The sequence below is a fragment of the Microbacterium sp. NPDC055521 genome, from assembly GCF_053619695.1.
Genome location: NZ_JBSHJX010000018.1, coordinates 1 through 21724, shown reverse-complemented (window position 1 = coordinate 21724; position 21724 = coordinate 1). Strand labels below are relative to the sequence as shown.

General features: G+C 70.3%; 23 protein-coding genes and 1 tRNA gene. 19 read left to right on the top strand and 5 right to left on the bottom strand.

The window, feature by feature from the left end:
- Window positions 1-774, bottom strand: a 774-nt coding sequence (locus ACWGSM_RS13285; protein WP_452323390.1) for a hypothetical protein, incomplete at its 3' end; no start/stop codon positions are given.
- A 6-nt stretch (window positions 775-780) separates the two neighbouring features.
- Between ACWGSM_RS13285 and ACWGSM_RS13280 the strand changes: the two genes are divergently transcribed.
- From ACWGSM_RS13280 to ACWGSM_RS13195, 18 genes are all read left to right on the top strand, one after another.
- Complete coding sequence (locus ACWGSM_RS13280) at window positions 781-1563, top strand: hypothetical protein (RefSeq protein WP_452323389.1); 783 nt, start codon at window positions 781-783, stop codon at window positions 1561-1563.
- Window positions 1563-2600, top strand: a complete 1038-nt coding sequence (locus ACWGSM_RS13275; protein WP_452323388.1) for an HAD-IIA family hydrolase — start codon at window positions 1563-1565, stop codon at window positions 2598-2600. The genes ACWGSM_RS13280 and ACWGSM_RS13275 overlap by 1 nt, the downstream gene beginning before the upstream one ends.
- Window positions 2601-2643: 43 nt before the next feature.
- A complete protein-coding gene (locus ACWGSM_RS13270; RefSeq protein WP_452323387.1) occupies window positions 2644-2814 on the top strand; it encodes a hypothetical protein in 171 nt (56 codons plus the stop codon).
- Window positions 2811-3608 carry a TlyA family RNA methyltransferase gene (locus ACWGSM_RS13265; RefSeq protein WP_452323386.1) on the top strand — a complete coding sequence of 266 codons (798 nt, stop codon included), beginning with the start codon at window positions 2811-2813 and terminating at the stop codon, window positions 3606-3608. The genes ACWGSM_RS13270 and ACWGSM_RS13265 overlap by 4 nt, the downstream gene beginning before the upstream one ends.
- Window positions 3605-4510, top strand: coding sequence for an NAD kinase (locus tag ACWGSM_RS13260; RefSeq protein WP_452323385.1), 906 nt, complete (start codon window positions 3605-3607; stop codon window positions 4508-4510). The genes ACWGSM_RS13265 and ACWGSM_RS13260 overlap by 4 nt, the downstream gene beginning before the upstream one ends.
- Entirely contained in the window at window positions 4507-6195 is a 1689-nt protein-coding gene (gene recN / locus ACWGSM_RS13255; RefSeq protein ID WP_452323384.1) for a DNA repair protein RecN, read from the top strand. The genes ACWGSM_RS13260 and recN overlap by 4 nt, the downstream gene beginning before the upstream one ends.
- 17 nt (window positions 6196-6212) lie before the next feature.
- Window positions 6213-7910 (top strand): CTP synthase, encoded by a 1698-nt coding sequence (locus ACWGSM_RS13250; protein WP_452323383.1) that lies wholly within the window; start codon window positions 6213-6215, stop codon window positions 7908-7910.
- Window positions 7911-7915: 5 nt separating this feature from the next.
- Complete coding sequence (locus ACWGSM_RS13245) at window positions 7916-8494, top strand: NUDIX domain-containing protein (protein ID WP_452323382.1); 579 nt, start codon at window positions 7916-7918, stop codon at window positions 8492-8494.
- A gap of 1 nt (window position 8495) precedes the next feature.
- Window positions 8496-9398, top strand: a complete 903-nt coding sequence (gene xerD, locus ACWGSM_RS13240; protein ID WP_452323381.1) for a site-specific tyrosine recombinase XerD — start codon at window positions 8496-8498, stop codon at window positions 9396-9398.
- A 71-nt stretch (window positions 9399-9469) separates the two neighbouring features.
- Window positions 9470-10360, top strand: a complete 891-nt coding sequence (locus tag ACWGSM_RS13235; RefSeq protein WP_452323380.1) for a ParA family protein — start codon at window positions 9470-9472, stop codon at window positions 10358-10360.
- On the top strand, window positions 10344-11162 hold the full coding sequence (locus tag ACWGSM_RS13230; protein ID WP_452323379.1) for a segregation and condensation protein A: 819 nt from the start codon (window positions 10344-10346) through the stop codon (window positions 11160-11162). The genes ACWGSM_RS13235 and ACWGSM_RS13230 overlap by 17 nt, the downstream gene beginning before the upstream one ends.
- Complete coding sequence (scpB, locus tag ACWGSM_RS13225; protein ID WP_452323378.1) at window positions 11152-11775, top strand: SMC-Scp complex subunit ScpB; 624 nt, start codon at window positions 11152-11154, stop codon at window positions 11773-11775. Before ACWGSM_RS13230 ends, scpB begins: the two co-directional genes overlap by 11 nt.
- On the top strand, window positions 11772-12590 hold the full coding sequence (locus tag ACWGSM_RS13220) for a pseudouridine synthase (RefSeq protein WP_452323377.1): 819 nt from the start codon (window positions 11772-11774) through the stop codon (window positions 12588-12590). Before scpB ends, ACWGSM_RS13220 begins: the two co-directional genes overlap by 4 nt.
- On the top strand, window positions 12587-13711 hold the full coding sequence (locus ACWGSM_RS13215; RefSeq protein WP_452323376.1) for a prephenate dehydrogenase: 1125 nt from the start codon (window positions 12587-12589) through the stop codon (window positions 13709-13711). Before ACWGSM_RS13220 ends, ACWGSM_RS13215 begins: the two co-directional genes overlap by 4 nt.
- Window positions 13704-14498 carry a (d)CMP kinase gene (cmk, locus tag ACWGSM_RS13210; RefSeq protein ID WP_452323375.1) on the top strand — a complete coding sequence of 265 codons (795 nt, stop codon included), beginning with the start codon at window positions 13704-13706 and terminating at the stop codon, window positions 14496-14498. The genes ACWGSM_RS13215 and cmk overlap by 8 nt, the downstream gene beginning before the upstream one ends.
- A gap of 2 nt (window positions 14499-14500) precedes the next feature.
- Window positions 14501-16021 (top strand): ribosome biogenesis GTPase Der, encoded by a 1521-nt coding sequence (der, locus tag ACWGSM_RS13205; protein ID WP_452323374.1) that lies wholly within the window; start codon window positions 14501-14503, stop codon window positions 16019-16021.
- Window positions 16022-16126: 105 nt separating this feature from the next.
- Window positions 16127-17197 (top strand): Glu/Leu/Phe/Val dehydrogenase dimerization domain-containing protein, encoded by a 1071-nt coding sequence (locus ACWGSM_RS13200; protein WP_452323373.1) that lies wholly within the window; start codon window positions 16127-16129, stop codon window positions 17195-17197.
- A 63-nt stretch (window positions 17198-17260) separates the two neighbouring features.
- A complete protein-coding gene (locus ACWGSM_RS13195) occupies window positions 17261-18187 on the top strand; it encodes an NUDIX domain-containing protein (RefSeq protein ID WP_452323372.1) in 927 nt (308 codons plus the stop codon).
- 145 nt (window positions 18188-18332) lie between these two features.
- Here ACWGSM_RS13195 and ACWGSM_RS13190 read toward each other — a convergent pair whose 3' ends face one another.
- The 4 genes from ACWGSM_RS13190 to ACWGSM_RS13175 form a co-directional block, all read right to left on the bottom strand.
- Complete coding sequence (locus ACWGSM_RS13190; protein WP_452323371.1) at window positions 18333-19865, bottom strand: DUF222 domain-containing protein; 1533 nt, start codon at window positions 19863-19865, stop codon at window positions 18333-18335.
- A 69-nt stretch (window positions 19866-19934) separates the two neighbouring features.
- On the bottom strand, window positions 19935-20315 hold the full coding sequence (locus tag ACWGSM_RS13185; protein WP_452323370.1) for an RNA-binding S4 domain-containing protein: 381 nt from the start codon (window positions 20313-20315) through the stop codon (window positions 19935-19937).
- Between the two features lie 79 nt (window positions 20316-20394).
- Window positions 20395-20847, bottom strand: a complete 453-nt coding sequence (locus ACWGSM_RS13180; RefSeq protein ID WP_452323369.1) for a hypothetical protein — start codon at window positions 20845-20847, stop codon at window positions 20395-20397.
- A 31-nt stretch (window positions 20848-20878) separates the two neighbouring features.
- Entirely contained in the window at window positions 20879-21463 is a 585-nt protein-coding gene (locus tag ACWGSM_RS13175) for a GNAT family N-acetyltransferase (RefSeq protein ID WP_452323368.1), read from the bottom strand.
- 143 nt (window positions 21464-21606) lie between these two features.
- Here ACWGSM_RS13175 and ACWGSM_RS13170 point away from each other — a divergent pair.
- Window positions 21607-21680, top strand: a tRNA-Pro gene (locus tag ACWGSM_RS13170).
- The last annotated feature ends 44 nt before the right edge of the window (window positions 21681-21724 follow it).

Below are 21724 nucleotides of genomic sequence, written 5' to 3'. Positions count from 1 at the left end.
AGCCAGTCCGGTGAGCGTCGCCCGTATGGTGACCGGAGCCAGTCCGGTGAGCGTCGCCCGTATGGTGACCGGAGCCAGTCCGGTGAGCGTCGCCCCTATGGTGACCGGAACCAGGGTGGTGAGCGTCGCCCCTATGGTGACCGCAATCAGGGTGGTGATCGCCGTCCTTATGGTGACCGGAATCAGTCCGGTGATCGCCGTCCTTATGGTGACCGGAATCAGTCCGGTGATCGCCGTCCTTATGGTGACCGGAGCCAGTCCGGTGATCGCCGTCCTTATGGTGACCGGAGCCAGTCCGGTGAGCGTCGCCCGTATGGTGACCGGAGCCAGTCCGGTGAGCGTCGCCCGTATGGTGACCGGAGCCAGTCCGGCGAGCGTCGCCCTTATGGTGACCGGAATCAGTCCGGCGAGCGTCGCCCTTATGGTGACCGGAGCCAGTCCGGCGAGCGTCGCCCTTATGGTGACCGGAATCAGGGTGGTGAGCGTCGCCCCTATGGTGACCGCAGCCAGTCCGGTGAGCGCCGTCCTTATGGTGACCGGAGCCAGTCCGGTGAGCGTCGCTCCTACCGTGACCGCGACCAGGGCGAGCGGCCGTCGTACCGTGACCGTCCGCGCGGCGGCGTCGACCGTCCGGTCAACGAGTTCGCCCCGGTTCGCGAGCGCATCCCGGAGCCGCCGCTGCCCGACGAGATCACCGCGCGTGACCTGCACCCGGCCGCGCGCAATGAGCTGAAGACCCTCAGCAAGGAGAACGCGGAGCAGGTCGCGCGTCACCTCGCGATGGTCGCACAGCTCATCGACGACGATCCCGCACGTGCGCACGAGCACGCCCTGGCGGCCTCACGTCGTGCCGGCCGCGTCGCCGTCGTGCGCGAGACGCTGGCGATCACCGCCTACGGCATCGGCGACTTCGCCCTCGCGCTGCGCGAGCTGCGCACCTACCGCCGCATCTCGGGCAACGACGATCAAATCGCCCTCATCGTCGACAGCGAGCGCGGCGTCGGCCGGCCCGATCGCGCGCTCGAGGAGGGACGCTCGGTCGATCGCGCATCCCTCGCTCCCGCCGTGCGCGTGTCGCTGGCGATCGCGATGTCGGGCGCTCGTCTCGATCGAGGCGAGACGGAACTCGCGCTCGGCGAGCTCGAGATCCCCGAACTCGACCCCGATCGCGCCTTCGAATGGAGCCCCGCTCTCTTCTCCGCCCGCGCGGCGGTGCTGGAGGATCTCGGTCGCACCGACGAAGCGAACTTCTGGGCGCAGCGCGCCGAGGTCGCAGCATCCGCCCTCGGCCACGATGGCGAGTTCGACGAGATCATCGTCGAGGACGGCCTGGTCGAGGACTTCGACGAGTACGACGACCCGGATGCGGCCGATGACTTCGACGATGCCGACGCCGCCGAGCCGCAGCCCGCACCGATCGCCGCATCGGATGCGAACGCGGATACCCCGGAGTCTGCCGATGCAGATGTCTCGGATGCGGATGCCCGGGACGCTGCCGCTTCGGATGGCGAGGAACTCGACGAGGCAGCCTCGGCGTCCGACGATTCGGAGTCCGATCGCTGATGGCTCTGTTCCGCCGCGCCAAGCCGGCCGCCACTCCGCTGACCGGACGCGACACGATCCTCGCCGATCTTGACGGGGTGGTCTACGCCGGTCCGCTCGCGTTGCCGCACGCGGTCGACAGCCTCAACCAGGCCGCGCAGTCGATGCGTCTGGGCTACATCACCAACAACGCCGCGCGCACCGACGCGTCGGTCGCCGAGCACCTCACCAGCCTCGGGCTGACCGTCGCGGCCGACGATGTCGTCACCAGCCCGCAGGCGGCGATGCGGCTGCTCGCGACGATGGTGCCCGCGCCCGCGACGATCCTCATCGTCGGGGGAGAAGGGCTCGTCGTCGAGGCGGAGAAGGCCGGATACACGGTCACGCGCAGCGCGGACGACTCCCCGGCGGCCGTCGTGCAGGGCTTCAGCCCCGACGTCGCGTGGACCGATCTGGCCGAGGCGGCGTTCGCGCTCAAGGTTCCTGAGGATGAGGGCGGGATCCCGTGGATCTCCACCAACACCGACTGGACGATCCCTCGCGAGAGGGGCGTGGCACCCGGCAACGGCACGTTGGTGTCGGCTGTGCACACGGCGATCGGTCGACTGTCGACCGTCGCGGGCAAGCCGGAGACCCCGATCTTCGAAGAGGCCATCGCGCGCTTCGAAACGCAGCGTCCGCTGTTCCTCGGCGATCGCCTCGACACCGACATCATGGGCGCCGTGCGCGCCGGCATCGATTCAGCGCTCGTGCTCACGGGCATCGATCGCCCCAAGCACGTGCTCGCCGCTCCGCAGGGGTCGAGGCCCGACTACATCCTCGCCGACCTGCGCGACCTGCACGTGCCGTACCCGCAGACAACCGAGAAGGACGGCGTCTTCACCGTGAACGGCGCGTCGGTGCGCATCGCGAACGGCGACGTGCAGATCCTCTCGGAGGGTTCGGCGCAGATCGACCTGCTGCGCGCGGGAGCTGCCGCCATCTGGGCGACGGGACTGGCGATCTACGCCTTCCGCGTGCCCGAGAAGCTCTACGCCGATCCTTTCCACAGGCCCTGAGAGTCGCAGCGGCCGCGTCGGCAGCCCGGGCTACAGTTGACGGATGGAGCACACGCGAGACGAGCCGGCCGATGCGCTCTGGAGCAGATTGCGCCTGATCGAGAGCCAGCCGCTCGCCGACCGGGCCGACGCCTACGGCGCGATGCATGACGAGCTGATGAAGCGTCTCGAGAGCACCCCGCGCACCGGCGACTCGGCGCACGGCACCCGATGACCCGCCTCGACACCGCCCTCGCGGCACGGGGCCTCGCCCGGTCACGCACCCACGCGGCATCCCTCATCGCCGACGGGCTGGTGAGCGTCGACGGACGCACGGTCATCAAGGCATCCGCCCCCGTCTCGGACGACGCCGAGCTTCGCATCGACGGCGGAGACCACTACGTCAGTCGCGGCGCGCACAAGCTGCTCACGGCCCTCGACAGCTTCGACATCGCCGTCGAGGGGCGTCTCGCGCTCGACATGGGCGCATCGACCGGCGGATTCACGCAGGTGCTGCGCGAACGCGGCGCACGCCGCGTGCTCGCCGTCGACGTCGGCCATGGTCAGCTCGCGCCGCAGATCGCCGCCGACTCCGCCGTCACGGTGGTCGAGGGATTCAACGTGCGCCACATGACCCCGCGATCGCTCGCGGATGCTACCGGCGAGACGCATCCACCCGACCTCGCGGTCGGCGACCTGTCGTTCATCTCGCTCGACCTCGTGCTGCCGGCCATCGCCGAGACGATCGCCCCGGACGCCGACGTCGTGCTGCTCATCAAGCCGCAGTTCGAGGTGGGTCGCACCGCCGTGAAGGGTGGACTCGTCACCAGCGCGGCCACCAGGCTCGACGCGGTCGAGCGGGTCCTGTGGAGCGCGCACGACGCGGGTCTCGGGATGCTCGGCATCCTGCCCTCGCCGATCCTCGGCACGCACGGCAACGCCGAGTACCTCGTGCACCTCGCGCCCGGGCGGGGGACGGATCCGTCAGAATGGTCGGAGCAGATCGCAGACGTGGCAGGAGGACGATGAACGCGCGCCCCATCCTGGTCGTCGCCCACGCCAAACGCGACGACACGGTCGCCGCGGCACTGCGCGTCGTCGACGCGCTGCGAGGCGCCGGCGCGACCCCCGTGCTGCCGGCCGACGATCACGACGAGTTCGTCGCCCAGCACGCGCGCTTCGCCGATGTGGCCCTGCTGGGAACGGATGTCGCGATCGACGACCTCGAGCTCGCCATCGTCCTGGGCGGCGACGGCACGATCCTGCGCGCCGCCGAGCTCGTCCGCGGGTCCGGCGCACCGGTGCTGGGCATCAACATGGGCCACGTCGGCTTCCTCGCCGAGATCGACCGCGACGACATGGACGCCGCGGTCGCCCGCGTCATCGACCGCGACTACGAGGTCGAGGAGCGCCTCGCTCTCTCCGTGCGCGTGAAGGATGCCGATGGCGCCGTGGTGTACGAGACGTGGGCGCTCAACGAGGCGACCGTCGAGAAGGCCAGTCGTGAGCGCATGATCGAGGTCGTGATCGAGATCGACGGGCGTCCGCTGTCGAGCTTCGGATGCGACGGCATGGTCGTCTCGACACCCACCGGCTCCACCGCGTACAACTTCTCCGCCGGCGGGCCGGTCATCTGGCCGACCGTCGAGGCCATCGCGGTCGTGCCGCTGTCGGCGCACGCGCTGTTCGCCAAGCCGCTGGTGGTGGGCCCCGAGGCGTCGGTGGCGATCGAGATGCTCGAGCGCACAGACGGCAGCGGCATCCTGTGGTGCGACGGTCGCCGCTCGCACGACCTGCCGCCCGGAGCGCGCGTCGTCGTGCGCCGCTCGTCACGCCCCGTGCGCCTCGCGCGACTGCACCCGACCGCGTTCACCAACCGTCTGGTGCGCAAGTTCCGGCTCCCCGTCGAGGGATGGCGAGGTGCCTCGTGATCGTTGAGATGCGCATCCGCGGACTCGGGGTGATCGACGACGCCGTGCTCCCGCTCGGCGCAGGATTCACCGCCGTCACGGGCGAGACCGGTGCAGGCAAGACCATGGTCGTCACGGGCCTCGGGCTGCTGCTGGGCGCCCGTGCCGACTCGTCGGCCATCCGTGCCGGTGCGGCTCAGGCATCCGTCGCCGGCGTCTGGATGGTGCCGCAGCACGGGTCCGTCGCCGACATCGTCACCGACGCCGGGGGAGACCTCGAGCCCGCCGGAGACGCCGCAGAACTGTATGTGTCGCGCACGCTCAGCGCCGAGGGCCGCAGCCGCGCCAGCGTGGGCGGCCGCCCCGCACCGGCCGGCGTGCTCGCATCGCTCGCCGAGGAGCTCGTCGTCGTGCACGGGCAGTCCGACCAGCTGCGTCTGCGCTCCGCCGCCGCGCAGCGCGACGCGCTCGACCGCTTCGGCGGCGAGCAGATCTCCTCCGCACGTGCCGAGTACCGGCAGTGCTTCACCCGGTGGCGCGAGCTGGATGCCGAGATCGCCGAGCTCACCGAGAACCGCGACCGGCGTGCTGCCGAAGCGGCGCTGCTGCGCGAGCAGCTCGCCGAGATCGAGCAGCTCGACCCGCAGCCGGGGGAGGACGTCGAGCTGAACGAGCGCGCCGAGCGACTCGCCAACTCCGAGGAGCTGCGGCTGTCGGCATCCGTCGCCCGCTCCGCACTGTCGAGCGAGGAGGGCGACCCCGACGTCGTCGCTCTGCTCGCCGAGGCCCGACGCTCGCTCGAGCGCAGCGCCGACCCGAAGCTCGCCGAGATCTCCGACACGCTCGCCGACCTCGGCTATCGCGCCGCCGACCTCGCCCAGCAGCTCTCCGGATACCTCGCCGACCTTGACGAGTCCGGTCCGCACGAGCTCGCCGCGGTCGAGGAGCGCCGCGCCGCTCTGGGCGGCCTGATCCGACAGCACGGATCGCTCGACGACGCCCTTCATGTCTGGCAGACCGGGTCGCTGCGCCTCGCTGAGCTCGACGACGACGGCGACCGCATCGAGCGGCTGAGCGCCGAGGCGGACAGTGCCCGCGATGCCCTCGACGATGCGGCCATGGCCCTCACCGAGGTGCGCACGGCGGCCGCGGTGCGGCTGTCTGCGGCCGTCACCGACGAGCTGCACGCGCTCGCCATGCCCGACGCCACCCTCGAGGTGCGAGTCTCGCCGGGCGCCGAATCCACCCACGGGCGCGACGACGTCGCCATCCTGCTCGCACCCCACCCGGGTGCCGAGCCGCGATCGGTGTCGAAGGGCGCCTCAGGCGGCGAGCTCTCACGGGTCATGCTCGCGATCGAGGTCGTCATCGCCGGCACCGACCCGGTGCCGACCTTCGTCTTCGACGAGGTGGATGCCGGAATCGGCGGCGCCGCCGCCATCGAGGTCGGCCGCCGGCTCGCGCAGCTCGCCCGGAACTCGCAGGTGATCGCCGTCACCCACCTCGCTCAGGTCGCAGCATTCGCGAACAACCACCTCTCGGTCGTCAAGTCGAACGACGGCGCGGTGACCGCGTCGAGCGTCACCAGGCTGGACGGCGCCGAACGCGAGGCCGAGATGGCTCGGCTGCTCTCGGGACTCACCGATTCCGACGCCGCACTCACCCACGCCCGCGAACTGCTGAGCCTCGGCTCGGCGATCAGCTGATAGGATAAAAGCCCGTGATGAACTCTTCTGTTGCGGCGCCAGACAACGACACCAGCTCCTTCACCACGAAGCACATCTTCGTGACAGGCGGTGTCGTTTCGTCTTTGGGTAAGGGGCTCACCGCAGCCAGTCTGGGCAACCTGCTCACCGCGCGCGGGCTGCGCGTCGTGATGCAGAAGCTCGACCCGTACCTGAACGTCGACCCGGGCACCATGAACCCGTTCGAGCACGGTGAGGTCTTCGTCACCGACGACGGCGCCGAGACCGACCTCGACATCGGCCACTACGAGCGCTTCCTCGACATCAACCTGACGCAGTCCGCCAACGTCACCACCGGGCAGATCTACTCGCAGGTGATCGCGCGGGAGCGCCGCGGCGACTACCTGGGCGCGACCGTGCAGGTCATCCCGCACATCACCGATGAGATCAAGCGCCGCATGCGCCTGCAGGCCACCGAGGAGCCCCAGCCCGACATCATCATCACCGAGGTCGGCGGCACGGTCGGCGATATCGAGTCGCAGCCCTTCCTCGAGGCGGCACGCCAGCTGCGTCATGAGCTCGGGCGCGACGCGGTCTTCTTCGTGCACGTCTCGCTCGTGCCGTTCATGGGCGCATCCGGCGAGCAGAAGACCAAGCCCACCCAGCACTCCGTCGCCGCTCTGCGCCAGGTCGGCATTCAGCCCGACGCCCTCGTGCTGCGCAGCGATCGCCCGGTCAGCGCCGGCAACCGCAACAAGATCGCCCTGATGTGCGACGTCGACGTCGAAGGCGTGATCAACACCGTCGACCTGCCGAGCATCTACGACATCCCGTCGACCCTCAACGATCAGGGCCTGGACGCCTACATCATCCGCCGGCTCGGGCTCGACCACGCAGGCGAGGTCGACTGGTCCCGCTGGAACACCGTGCTGCACGCCGTGCACAACCCGAAGCACGAGGTCACGATCGGTCTGGTCGGCAAGTACATCGACCTTCCTGACGCCTACCTGTCGGTCACCGAGGCGCTCAAGGCCGGCGGCTTCGCGCAGGAGACCAAGGTCAACATCCGCTGGATCCCGTCGGACTCCTGCGAGACGCCGGACGGAGCGGCCAAGGCGCTCGGCGACCTCGACGGCATCTGCGTGCCCGGCGGCTTCGGCATCCGCGGCATCGAGGGAAAACTCGGCGCGCTGAAGTTCGCGCGCGAGCAGGGCATCCCCACCCTCGGCCTGTGCCTGGGCCTGCAGTGCATGGTGATCGAGTACGCCCGTGACGTCGCCGGCATCGCGGGCGCCTCATCGACCGAGTTCGACCCCGACACCGCAGAGCCCGTCATCGCGACCATGGCCGAGCAGATCGAGATCCTCGACGGCGGCGACCTGGGTGGCACCATGCGCCTCGGCCTGTACGAGGCGGCTCTCGCCGAGGGCTCGCTCGCCCGCGACCTGTACGACGCCCCGACCGCCTCCGAGCGGCACCGCCACCGCTACGAGGTCAACAACGCGTACCGTGCGCGTCTCGCCGACGCTGGTCTGGTGTTCTCGGGGCTGAACCCCGACCTCGACCTCGTCGAGTACGTCGAGCTGCCCCGCGACGTGCATCCGTTCTACATCGCCACCCAGGCGCACCCCGAGCTCAGCTCGCGCCCCACCGCATCGCACCCGCTGTTCCGCGGTCTGGTCGGAGCGGCCATCGAGCGCAACCGCGCCAGCGAGCTGTTCACCGAAGACGCCTGAACCCCATGCACCTTCAAGACGAGCCGTTCGAGCCCGAGGTCGTCTCCAGTGACCTCGCGTTCCGCGGCGCCGTCTGGAACGTCCGCGATGACCGGGTGCGCTACGGCGGCGGCGAGATCCGCCGGCAGTACGTCGCGCACACCGGTGCCGTCGCCGTCGTCGCACTCGACGAGCACGAGCGGGTGCTGCTGATCCAGCAGTACCGGCATCCGATCCGCCACCGCGACTGGGAGCTGCCCGCCGGCCTGCTCGACGTGCCCGGCGAGGAGCCGATGCTCGCTGCCCGGCGCGAGCTCGCGGAGGAGGCCGACATCGTCGCCGAGCACTGGGAGCACCTCGTGTCGGCGTGGACGACCCCCGGCGGCAACGACGAGATGATCCACGTCTATCTCGCGACCGGGCTCTCCGACGCCGACCCCCACGAGCGTCTGGACGAGGAGGCCGACATCCGCGTGGAGTGGGTGCCGCTGTCCGACGCGGCCGACGGGGTGCTCGCCGGCCGGCTGCACAACGGCATCCTGAGCATCGGCGTCCTCGCCGCCGAGCGCCGCCTGCGCGCCGGGCGGCGGCTCGACGAGCGCTGACGTGCGGCTCGACCGGGCACTCGACGCGTACCTGCGTCATGTCACGATCGAGCGCGGCCTCTCCGAGCACACGGTCGCCGCCTACCGGCGCGACCTGGCCGGCTACATCGCGTGGCTGAGCGAGCGGGGCATCGAGACGACGGATGCCGTCGACCCGCGCACGGTGACCGCGTTCATCGCCGATCGCGCCGGCGCCGTCCCGCCGCCCGCGGCGACGAGCCTCGCGCGGCTGCAGTCCGCGGTGCGGGGGTGGCATCGCTTCCTCGTCAGGGAGGGGATCGAGACCGCTGATCCGACCGGACGGCTGCGCCCACCCAAGACACCGCAGCGTCTGCCCAAGGCGCTCACCATCGAGCAGGTCGAGCGGCTGCTCGCCGCCCCGGCCGCCGACGAGCCGATCGGCATGCGGGATCGCGCGCTGCTCGAGCTGCTCTACGCGACGGGGGCGCGGGTCTCCGAGGCCGTCTCGCTCGACGTCGACGACCTTGCGTACGGCGATGTGCTCCGGCTGCGCGGCAAGGGCGACAAGGAACGCATCGTGCCCGTCGGGTCGTACGCGCGCGCCGCCGTCGACGCCTATCTCACCCGGGCGCGCCCCGGACTGGCGGCGAAGGGAAGGGCGACGGCCAGACTGTTCCTCGGCGCGCGAGGGGCGCCGCTGTCACGGCAGAGCGCGTGGCTGGTCATCCGGGCCGCCGCCGAGCGGGCCCAGATCGACGCCGAGGTGTCACCGCACACCCTGCGGCACAGCTTCGCGACCCACCTGCTGCAGGGCGGTGCGGACGTGCGGGTGGTGCAGGAGCTGCTCGGCCACGCCTCGGTGGCGACGACCCAGATCTACACGCACGTCTCGGTGGACGCGCTGCGCGACGTCTACGCGACGTCGCACCCGCGGGCGCGCTGAGGCTCTGCCGCGTGCCGACCCCGGCGCGGAGGCGCGCTGCGGATACAATCGAGCGAGCACGAAGGAGCAGGATGGCGGACAAGGTGACGAAGAGCAGGTCGAAGGCGTCGAAGGGTGACGACACCCCTATCGGCCCGACCGGTCGTCCCTACCAGGGGTTCGCGATCCCCGCGCCGCTCGCCTCGCACGGCCCGGCGCGCATCATCGCCCTGTGCAACCAGAAGGGCGGCGTCGGCAAGACGACGACCTCGATCAACCTCGCCGCCTCCCTGGCCGAATACGGCCGTCGGGTGCTCGCCGTGGACTTCGACCCGCAGGGCGCGTTGTCGGCCGGCCTCGGCATCCAGACGCACGACGTGCCCACCGTCTACGACCTGCTGCTCGACACCAAGCGAGACCCGCGCGAGGCGATCGTGCAGTCCGCGGTCGAGAACCTCGATGTGCTGCCTGCGAACATCGACCTGTCGGCCGCCGAGGTGCATCTCGTCAACGAGGTCGCCCGCGAGACGATCCTCTCGCGGGTGCTGCGCCACGTGTCGGGCGAGTACGACGTCATCCTCATCGACTGCCAGCCGTCGCTCGGCCTGCTCACCGTGAACGCGCTGACCGCGGCGCACGGCGTGCTCATCCCGCTGGAGTGCGAGTTCTTCGCCCTGCGCGGGGTGGCGCTGCTGATCGAGACCATCGACAAGGTGCGCGACCGCCTCAACCCGGCCATCGAGCTCGACGGGCTGCTCGCCACCATGTACGACCCGCGCACGCTGCACTCGCGCGAGGTGCTGGAGCGCGTCGTCGAAGCCTTCGGCGACGACGTCCTCGAGACCGTGATCGGTCGCACCGTGAAGTTCCCCGACGCGTCGGTGTCGGGCGTTCCCATCACCGAGTTCGCGCCCGAGCACCCCGCAGCACAGGCGTACCTGCGACTGGCGCGGGAGCTGGTCGCCCGTGGCGCCGTCGCCTGAGCACGAGACCGCCGTCGACCAGCCCGGTTTCCGGGTCTCCCTGACGAACTTCGACGGCCCCTTCGATCTGCTGCTCACCCTCATCTCGAAGCACGAGCTCGACATCACCGAGGTGTCGCTGAGCCGCGTCACCGACGAGTTCATCTCGTACCTGAGGGAGCTCGACGGCGACGCCGAACTCGACCAGGCATCCGAGTTCCTCGTCGTGGCCGCCACCCTGCTCGACATGAAGATCGCCGGGCTCCTCCCGCAGGGCGAGCTGGTGGATGCCGAATCGGTGGCGCTGCTCGAGGCCCGCGACCTGCTGTTCGCCCGGCTGCTGCAGTACCGCGCGTTCAAAGAGGTCTCGACGTGGTTCTCCCGCTGCCTGCAGCGGGAGGAACGCCGTCACGTGCGCGCCGTGCCGCTCGACGAGAAGCATCGCAGCCGCACACCCGAGCTCGTGTGGACGCTCACCTCCGCCGATTTCGCCGCGCTGGCCCTGATGGCCTTCACCCCGAAAGAGCTGCCGACGGTCGGACTCGACCATCTGCACGCGCCGCTGGTCAGCATCCGCGAGCAGGCAGCGATCGTCGTGACGCTGCTGCGCAGCACCGAGTCGCTGACCTTCCGCGAGCTCGTCGCCGGCATCAGCGAGCCGGGCATCGTCGTGGCGCGCTTCATCTCGGTGCTCGAGCTGTACCGGCACGCCGCGCTGTCGTTCGAGCAGCTCGAGCCGCTGGGCGAGCTGACCCTGCGCTGGTCGGCGGAGAGCTGGTCGGACGAGCATCTTGCCACGTTGGGAGCAGATTATGACCGATGAGACGGATGCCCGGCCCGTGGCGATCCCTGCGGATGACGCCACCGTGACAACGGCCGAGGTGCCGCTCGCCGAGCGTGTCGAGGCGATCCTGCTGATCATCGACGAGCCGATCGCGCTCGTCGCCCTCGCCGCGGCCGTGCACGCGCCCGTGCCGGCAGTGCGGCAGGTGCTCGAGCAGCTGGCGGAGGATTACGACGGTCGCGGACACGGGCCCCGCCGCGGCTTCGAGCTGCGCGAGGTCGGCGGCGGCTGGCGACTGTACGTCCGCGAGGATCATGACGACCTGGTGGCGGACTTCATCGGTGGGCAGGCGCCGGCTCGGCTCTCCCAGGCCGCGCTCGAGACGCTCGCCGTCATCGCGTACAAGCAGCCCGTGACGCGCAGTCAGGTGGCATCCATCCGCGCCGTCAACGTCGACTCGGTCGTGCGCACCCTGCTCGCACGCGGGCTCATCACCGAGCTGTTCGCCGACTCCGAGACCGGCGCGATCAACTACGGCACCACCGACCAGCTGCTGCAGCACCTCGGCATCAACTCGATCGACGAGCTGCCGCCCATCTCGCCGCTGCTCGACGACGGCGCCGACGGATTCGACGAGGGAATGATCCGATGAGCACTGACCGACCCCCGATGGACCAGCCCGAGGGCATCCGGCTGCAGAAGGCGCTCGCGAACGCCGGCGTGGCGTCCCGCCGCGTCATCGAGCAGTACATCGTCGAGGGGCGCATCCGCGTCAACGGCAGGACGGTCACCGAGCTCGGCACCCGCATCGACGTCGACTCCGATCTCATCGACGTCGACGGCACGGCCGTGCAGCTCGACGTCTCGAAGCGCTATGTGATGCTGAACAAGCCGACCGGCGTCGTGAGCACCATGAGGGATGAGAGCGGCCGGCCCGACCTGCGCCGCTTCACGAAGGACTGGCCCGAGCGGCTGTACAACGTCGGGCGGCTGGACGCCGAGACCAGCGGCCTGCTCATCCTCACCAACGACGGCGACCTGGCCCACGTGCTGGCCCACCCGTCGTTCGGCGTGACGAAGGTGTACATCGCCAAGGTGTCCGGCACCGTCACCGCTCAGACGATCGCCCAGCTGACCCGCGGGATCGAGCTCGAGGACGGTCCGATCAAGGCCGACAAGGCGCGCCTGCTGGATGCCTCGCGCGGGTTCAGCCTCGTCGAGCTGACGCTGCACTCCGGCCGCAATCGGATCGTCCGTCGCATGATGGCCTCCGTCGGCCATCCGGTCGACGAGCTGGTGCGCCGCCAGTTCGGGCCGCTGCACCTGGGAACTCTCCCGGTCGGCAGGGCGCGCGAGCTGACTAAAATCGAACGAGGCGCACTGCTGACCCTGTCGCGCCAGGATTCCCCGGCGCCCGCTGCCTCCGAGCAGCGTCGAGCGCACGACAGCCCTCAGGAGAACGAGTGAGCGATTCCCACGGTGCGCGCGCGGCGCAGAACGCCGCGCGGCTCTCGGGGACGGTGCGCGTCGTCGGAGCGGGGCTTCTCGGCTCGAGCATCGGCCACGCGCTGCGCGCCACGGGTGTCGATGTCGTGCTGGCCGACGCGTCGCCGTCGCAGCTGCGGCTCGCCATCGACTACGGCGCCGGCCGCGCCGCGCGTGACGACGACGCACCGCGGCTGATCGTCGTCGCCGTCCCGCCGGACGTCACCGCCGACGTCATCCAGGCCGAGCTGACCGCCTATCCGGATGCCGTCGTCACCGACGTCGCGAGCGTGAAGCTCGAGCCGTTCGACGAGCTGCGCCGCCGCGGCATCGACCTCACTCGGTACATCGGCTCGCACCCCCTCGCCGGACGCGAGCGCGGCGGAGCGATCTCGGCGCGCGCCGACCTGTTCATCGGCCGACCGTGGGTGGTCTGCCGCGACGAGCAGACGCGCGCCGCCGACCTCGCGCTGGTCGAGGCGCTCGCGCTCGAGGTCGGTGCGATGCCGCTGGAGATGACTCCGCAGGAGCACGACCGCGCCGTGGCGCTCACCTCGCACGTGCCGCAGGTGGTCGCGAGCCTGCTCGCCGGCCGTCTGGCCGAGGCCGAGGAGGGCTCGCTGCGCCTCGCCGGTCAGGGTGTGCGCGACACCACGCGCATCGCCGCGTCGGCGCCCGAGCTGTGGGTGCAGATCCTCGGGGCGAACGCCGCTCCGGTCGTCGAGCTGCTCGATGCCCTGGCGCTCGACCTCAGAGACGTCGCCGACGCCCTGCGCGAGCCGGACGCGCCGGGCGCGCGCCGGGCGGTCGCGGATGCCATCCGTCAGGGCAACGAGGGCGTCGAGCGCCTGCCGGGCAAGCACGGCCAGAACCGCCGGTTCGAGACGATGGTCGTCATGGTCGACGACACGCCAGGTCAGCTGGGCCGCCTGTTCGGCGAGCTCGGCGAACTGGGCGTGAACGTCGAGGATCTGCGTCTGGAGCACTCTCCCGGCGCCCAGTTCGGTCTCGCCGAGATCAGCGTGGCGCCCGCGGCGCTGCGCGGCGCGATCGAGGGACTGGAAGAGCGCGGCTGGCGGATTGCGGGGAACACCAATGACTGATGCTTCACTTCCACTCCCTGGTGGTCGCTCAGTACAGGCGGCCGGCTCAGGAACCCAGGCGGCCGGCTTAGGAACCCAGGCGGCCGGCTTAGGAACCCAGGCGGCCGGCGCCGCGAAGATCATCGCGATCGACGGGCCCGCGGGATCCGGCAAGTCCAGCGTGTCGAAGGAGATCGCGCGCCGCGAGGGCTACGGCTACCTCGACACGGGAGCCGCGTACCGGGCGCTGGCCTGGCACGTGCTGGACCGCGGGGACGACACGGCAGACGCCGATGCGGTCCGCGCCGCGGCATCCGACTTCCCCTTCTCGCAGGGACTCGACCCCGACGATCGGAGAGTGCGCGTCGGCGACGTCGACGTGACCGCGGCGATCCGCGAACCGCGGGTGTCGGGCGCGGTCAGCGCGGTCGCGCGCGTCCCCGAGGTCCGCGTGCAGGTGAACGAGATGTTCCGCCGCATCGTCGCCGGATCGGACTATCCGGCCGTGGTCGTCGAGGGACGAGACATCACCACCGTCGTGGCGCCGGATGCGCCCGTGCGGATCCTGCTCACCGCCGCACCGCAGGTGCGCGCCGCCCGGCGCGCCGGCGAGCTCGCGGGTGAGAACGCCGCCGCTGTCGCGGAAGCGCTGCACAAGCGCGACGCATCCGACAGCACCGTCGTCGACTTCCTCAACGCCGCCGAAGGCGTTGACGTGGTCGACTCCACCGAACTTGATTTCGCGCAGACCATCGACGCCGTGCTCACGGTGATCGCCCAGCGGCGCGACGCTGACAGAGGAGTTTGAACATGGCCGATGAAGAGTACACCGGCGCCCCCGACGATCTCGCCGAGAAGATGGCCTCGCTCGACGAGGACTTCGTCGAACAGCGCGCGACCGCGATGCGCGCGTCGCTCAGCGACTACGAGCTGGAAGAGGACGACACCGCGCTGCTGGAGGGCATCACCCTCGGCGAGGACGGCATCGAGTACTCGCCGGCACTGCCCGTCGTGGCGATCGTCGGCCGCCCGAACGTGGGCAAGTCCGCGCTCGTGAACCGCATCCTCGGACGCCGCGAGGCGGTCGTGGAAGACACCCCCGGCGTCACCCGAGACCGCGTCACTTACAAGGCCGAGTGGAGCGACCGTCGGTTCTCGCTCGTCGACACCGGCGGGTGGGAGCCGGATGCCAAGGGCATCGACCGCTCGGTCGCCGCGCAGGCCGAGGTCGCGATCGACCTGGCAGACATGGTGCTGTTCGTCGTCGACGCGAAGGTCGGCGCCACCTCCACCGACGAGCACGTCGTGAAGCTGCTGCGCAAGAGCGGCAAGCCCGTCTTCCTCGTCGCGAACAAGATCGACGACGCGCGCCAGGAGCCGGAGGCCGCGCCCCTGTGGAACCTCGGCCTCGGCGAGCCGCACCCGGTCTCGGCCATCCACGGCCGCGGCGTGGCCGACCTGCTCGACCTCGTGATCGCAAAGCTGCCCGAGGTGTCGGCTGTCGCGAAGGCGGAGATCGGCGGCCCGCGCCGCGTCGCGATCATCGGCCGTCCGAACGTCGGCAAGTCGTCGCTGCTGAACAAGGCTGCGGGCGAGGAGCGCGTGGTCGTGAACGACCTCGCCGGCACCACCCGCGACCCGGTCGACGAGATCGTCGAGCTGGGCGGCAAGATGTGGCGTCTGGTCGACACCGCGGGCATCCGCCGTCGCGTGCACCTGCAGCAGGGGGCGGACTTCTACGCGTCGCTGCGCACCTCGGCCGCGCTCGAGAAGGCTGAGGTCGCCGTCGTCGTGCTCGACGTGTCGCAGTCGATCAGCGTGCAGGATCTGAACATCATCGACATGGTGCTGGAGTCGGGTCGTGCGCTCGTGCTCGCGTTCAACAAGTGGGACCGCCTGTCGGACGACGACATGGAGAACGCCGACCGTCGCCGCTACCTGGAGCGGGAGATCGAGCAGGATCTCGCGCACGTCGCGTGGGCTCCCCGGGTGAACATCTCGGCGAAGACGGGCCGCCACTTCGACAAGCTCGTGCCGGCTCTCGAGCAGGCGCTCGAGAACTGGGACCGTCGCATCCCGACCGGCAAGTTCAACGCGTTCATGACCGAGCTCGCCGCCGCCAACCCGCACCCGCTGCGCGGGGGCAAGCAGCCGCGCATCCTGTTCGGCACGCAGGTGTCGACGCGTCCGCCGACGTTCGTGCTCTTCACGACCGGATTCCTCGACCCCGGCTACCGCCGCTTCGTGCAGCGGCGTCTGCGCGAGCTGTACTCGTTCGAGGGCACGCCGATCGTCATCAACATGCGGGTGCGTGAGCGCCGCCAGCGCTGACAGGTTGGCTTCCCGAGCATCCCGAGCGGGATAATGGCCTCGGATGCCGCAACACCGCGGCATCCGACGCACCGCCCACGAGGCCCCGCACGATTCGAGGATGCAATGTCGCACAGCCTGCCCCTGCCCGAGTTCACCCACGAGCGCGTGGAGGTGACGACGGGGCGACGCAGCGGGCTGTTCATCGCCGTCGCGCTGCACTCCTCGGTGCTCGGCTCCGCCCTGGGCGGCGCCCGCCTGTGGACCTACCCGCACTGGAGCGACGCTCTCGGCGACGCGCTGCGGCTGTCGGCCGCGATGACGTTGAAGAACGCCGCCGCGGGGCTGGATGCCGGTGGCGGCAAGTCGGTGATCGGACTCGCGCCCGGCGAGACCCTCGACGCCGATCGACGTCGGGACGCGTTCCTCGACCTCGGCGACGCCGTCGAGCTGATGGGCGGCCTGTACCGCACGGCGGAGGATGTCGGATCGACCACCGACGACATGCTCACCGTCAGCGAGCGCACGCAGCACGTCGTCGGCTTGCCGTCGACCGTGGGCGGCTCGGGCGAGCCGGCCGGTCCCACCAGCCTCGGAGTGTACGCCTCGCTGCAGGCGGTGCTCGAGCGGGTGACCGGATCGGCGGATGCCGCGGGCCGGCGCATCACCATCTCCGGTCTCGGACAGGTGGGTGGGCGTCTGGCATCCCGTCTCGCCGAGCAGGGCGCGCAGCTGACCGTCACCGACATCAACCCCGCCCGCCGCCAGCTCGCCGACGAGATCGGCGCGACCTGGGTCGAGCCGGGCACCGAGCACCTCGTCGCGGGCGACGTGTTCGTTCCTGCCGGAATCGGCGGGGTGCTGACCGACGAGGTCATCGACGCACTCGACGTGAAGGCCGTGTGCGGTCCCGCGAACAACCCGCTCGCCTATCGATCGGGCGCCGACCGGCTCGCGCAGCGCGGTGTGCTGTACGCGCCGGACTTCGTCGTGAACGCCGGCGGAGTGATCTACCTCGACCTCGAGGCGAAGCACATCGGCTCCAGCGACGAGATCATGCAGCGCGTGGCCGGAATCGGCGACACCGTGCGGCGGATCCTCGACGACGCCGAGGCGCGCGGCGTGACGCCGCTGCTCGCCGCCGAGGAACTCGCCGCCGCCCGCCTGCGTGCGGGAGCGGCAGTCGGCGCACGCTGACTCTTCAGGCGTCGTCGTCGACTCGTCGCGCCGAAGGGCGTCGCGGCATGAAAAGCTGGGGGAGTGACGATCGTTCCCCCGGCCCCCGATGAGCCGCGACGCCCGCTCGGGCCGCAGGATCCCGGTGACGCGTGGGTCGTCGCCGAGACGGGGGAGAAGTACTGGGGCCGGTTCGGGGCAGCTGGCGTGCTCGCCGTCGATTCGGAGCGTGGGGTGCTGCTGCAGCATCGCGTCGGGTGGAGCCATTTCGGCGGCACCTGGGGCATTCCCGGCGGCGCGCTGCACGAGGGCGAGTCGCCTCTCGACGGCGCGCTGCGCGAAGCGCAGGAGGAGGCGGGCATTCCGAACGGCGCGCTGCACGCGCGGTTCGCGCGGGTGCTCGACCTGAAGATCTGGTCGTACACCACCGTCGTCGCCGATGTGCTCGCGCCCTTCGAGCCGGTGATCAGCGATCCCGAGAGCCTCGCCCTGGAGTGGGTGCCGGTCGATGAGGTCGATCGGAGGCCGCTGCATCCCGGCTTCGCCGCGTCGTGGCCGCTGCTGCGTTCGCTGCTGAGCGTGCATCCCGCGATCGTCGTGGACGCGGCGAACGTCGTCGGCTCGGTGCCCGACGGCTGGTGGAAGGACCGCGCGGGAGCGGCGACGCGCCTGCACGACCGGCTCTCGGCGTGGGCAGCGGGCGGTATAGACGCCGAGTCGCTGGGCCTCGAGGCCGACCTCTGGTTCCCGCCCGTGTCGATGGTCGTCGAGGGCGCGGCGCGCGAGATTCCGGATGCCCGCCACGAGACCCACGGCTCTCGCGTCGCCATCGTTCGCGCCGCCGGCGCCGGAGATGACGCGATCGTCGAGGAGGCCCGGCGTCTTGCCGCGGACGGTTCCGAGGTGACCGCGGTGACCAGCGACCGGGGTCTCGCCGTGCGACTCGACGAAGTCGGCGCTCGAGTCGAGTCGGCCGGCTGGCTGCTGAGGCAGATGGACGCCCGCGGCTGACCGCGCGTGGACTCCGGCCACGCGTCCCATCAAGGAGGGGTGTTCCCGGGTGAGCGCGGCCGCGCACCGAGAGTGCCGACGTGGGGGCTCGTCGTGCCGACCTGCCGACTCGTCGTGCTGCCCAGGCCACGACCCCTGCTCTCGATCAGAACGGCGGCCGCTCTGGAGGGCTCTGGTCGGCATCCGGCGTCGAACCGGGAGGCTCGGGCGGATCGACCGACGGCACGAACATCACCCGGCGGTTCGGCCGATCGCGGTAGCGCCGCCCGTTCGGGCTGGTCCATTCGACCGAGCGGTCGGGAAGCTGGCGCGCGTACCACCGATGACTGTCAGGTATGTCGGGGTGCTTGATCGCATGATGCCTGCCGCAGAAGTGCGCGAGATTGTCGATGTGCGTCTTCCCACCCAGCGCCCAGTCCGCGTTGTGATCGGCCTGGCACCGGTGGATCGGTGCACGGCATCCCGGGAAGCGGCAGTGCTGATCCCGCGCCCGCAGGAATCGTCGCATCTGCTCGGTCGGTGTGTAGGTGTCGGTCTCGACGACCATTCCGCTGGGATCGAGGAAGAGGCGAGTCCATCCGGTGCGTTGGCCGGCGAATGACCGGGCGACGTCGGGCAACAGTGCCCCCAGTCCGTCGAGTTCGGCCGGCCGATCGTCGTCTCCTGCGAGGGTCGTGGCGGCGACCGTCACCTGGATGGTCGCGTGGATGTTCTCGAGCCCCGTTCCGTGCGCCTCGGTCGGGGTCGACGCGAGCAGCAGGTCGGTGAAGAGGTCCGCACGCAGCTGATCCATCGTCCGCGTGTCGACCGGAACGTGGATGATGCACGGGCTGTCGTCGTGGAACTTCGGATCCAGAGGCAGGTCGAACGGGTCAGCTGTGAAGGTGTGCGATCCGAAGATCGCGCCCTCTGTCAGATCGCCCTCGGCATCCGGCATCCCCTCGTCCACCGGAAGCAAGGTCTCGGGGTCGAGGCCGACTTCCTCCGGCTCCGACGGAGCGAACTCGGGGTCTCGGTCTTCTGGGTGCTTCTGCATGTGACGAGCCATCTTGGTGAGCCTGTCGAGGATGGCGACTCCCAGATGCTCGGGCAGTACGGCCTGCAGCAGTACGAGTCCGTCACCGATCGAACGGACCGTGACTGTGCGCTCGGCCGCAGCGCGTTCGTGCTGCTCGATGATGGTTGACCCAGCCAGAGCCGCAGCGATGCGTCGCGCGTGCACCCGGGTGCGGGCCGCGGTGTCGCTCTCAGCGGTCTCGAGAACCGCAGCTTGATAGAGCAGCAGCGTGCCGGCTTCGACCGCGCCCGCCTCTATCGCTTCCCGCACCGGCGCAGCCTCACGCAGGATCTCTCGCACGTGCCCGGGCGTGATGCGCCCCGCGGCGAACGACTCACGCACCGTCTCGAACTCGGTCGCCAGCTGATGTGCGTCGGCGAACGCGAAGGTCACCGAACTCTGCGACACGTGTCCTGCGGCCGAGTACTCGGCGAGCATCGACCGCTCGATGGCATCCCGATGCTGAGGGGCGGCCGCGATCTCTTCCTGCCAGAGGTCCCACCGGCGAGCGAGCAGAGCGGATGCCTCGGCCTGCAGCACCGCGATCTCGCGCTGCTTCGCCACCCACTCATCGAGCAAGGCGGTTCGCCGTTCGATGAGTGCGGGCCATCCGTCGTCCATATACTCAGATTAGAACATACCTACGACATTCAGGTGGGCTGATCCCGGTCTGTGGATAACTCGTCGGGGTCACTCCTCGCGCGGGTCCCGACCGCGCAGCCGATCGATCTCGCGCCGCTCGCGCTTGGTCGGCCGTCCGGCGCCGCGGTCGCGCACGGCGAGCATGGCCGACGGGTCGCGAGGGGGAGTGCGGTCTTCGTATGCGGTCACCGCGACGGGGGCACCGACGCGCTTCGACAGCGTCTGCTTCACGATGAGGATCCGGTCGAACCCCGACATGCGCACCCGCACCTCGTCGCCGGGCTTCACCGTCTGCGCCGCCTTCGTGCGCTCACCGCCGACGCGCACGTGACCCGCGCGGCACGCGGTCGTCGCGGCGGAACGGGTCTTGTAGATGCGGATCGCCCAGAGCCAGCTGTCGACGCGCACGGGTTTCACGGCATCCATCATCTGTTTCACTTCTCCAGAACAAGACTGACGACGTCTGACGGGACGGATGCCGCGGGGCATCCACTTGACGTAGGAGCGGTCAGCCCTCGACGGTGACCTCGCCGATGCTGCCGTCGACGCCGAGGTGCACGGCGGGCCAGTACCCCTCGGGGAAGTGCCGCCCGCACGAGTCGGTGAAGTGCAGCACCGTCGCGTCGTCGGTGATCTCGAGGGTGTCGAGCACGAGGTCGTCCGCGCCCTCGTCGAGCTCGCTCGCGGATGGTGCGCGGTCGCTGAAATGGGTGACGACGGCGTCGGATGCCCGCCGCCGGATCTCATCGAGGTCTTCGACCACAGCGTGTGCGCGGGGGACGAGCGTGCTCACGGCGTCGACGTCGGCGCCGTCGATCATCAGCTCGAGCTCGCGGCCGTCGATCGCGAGCGAGCCCGAGAACCAGTCGTGCGTGACGACGTCGCCATCGTCGAGCGTGGTCTCGGCGCGCGAGAGGGTGCCGAGTTCCGGGTCTTCGATGGTCGGATGCGTGGTGCTCATGCGGTTACCGTAGTGCCTGAGCGCCCTGCGATCAGTCGACCAGGCCGCGCGTCATCAGTACTCGCCCCGCGGCGAAGTCCGGACCGCGCTGGAAACCTGCGTCGCGGAAGGTCGAGACGGTGCCGCGGTACAGGTCGTTCGATCGGTGCGAGCCGGTGGACGTGTCGACCGGATACGCCTCGATCAGGCGTGCGCCGGACTCGCGGGCGTAGTCGAGAGCGGATGCCAGCAGCTGAGCGGTCAGCCCCTTCCCACGATGCTCCCGCCGGACGACGAAGCACGTGACCGCCCAGACGGACTCGTCGTCGAGCGGTTCGGTCGTCGCGGATGCGATCGCGCGGGTGTGCAGGATACGCTGCTGCACAGTGCGCGGCCCGACGCGGATCCATCCCGCAGCCTCGCCGTCGACGTACGCGATGAGCCCCGGCGGAGGGCCGGCCGCGATCTCGTCGCGCAGCATGTCGCGTCGCTGCTCGATGGTCGTCGACTGCCAGACCTTGTTGCGCACGACCGGCCAGATGCACTGGCAGCCGGCACCGTCACCGCCGCCGGTGAGTGAGTGTTGTACGTCGTCCCACCGGGTGATCGTGGCCGGTTCTGTGATGATCGTCGCCATGTCGGCACGCTACGCCAGGGTGCGGACATCGGCAACGGAGGCTTGCTGAGGCCGGGTCCGCCACGCCCGACAGCGCCGGTTCGCGGTGGCTGAATCCGTCGGCTACGATAGTGGAGTTGCCCGCGCTTCGGTGCGGACTGCCACGGGCTGTGGCGCAGCTTGGTAGCGCACTTGACTGGGGGTCAAGGGGTCGCAGGTTCAAATCCTGTCAGCCCGACGTAGACGAATGAGGAGGGGGTCTCGATCCGCAAGGATCGAGAC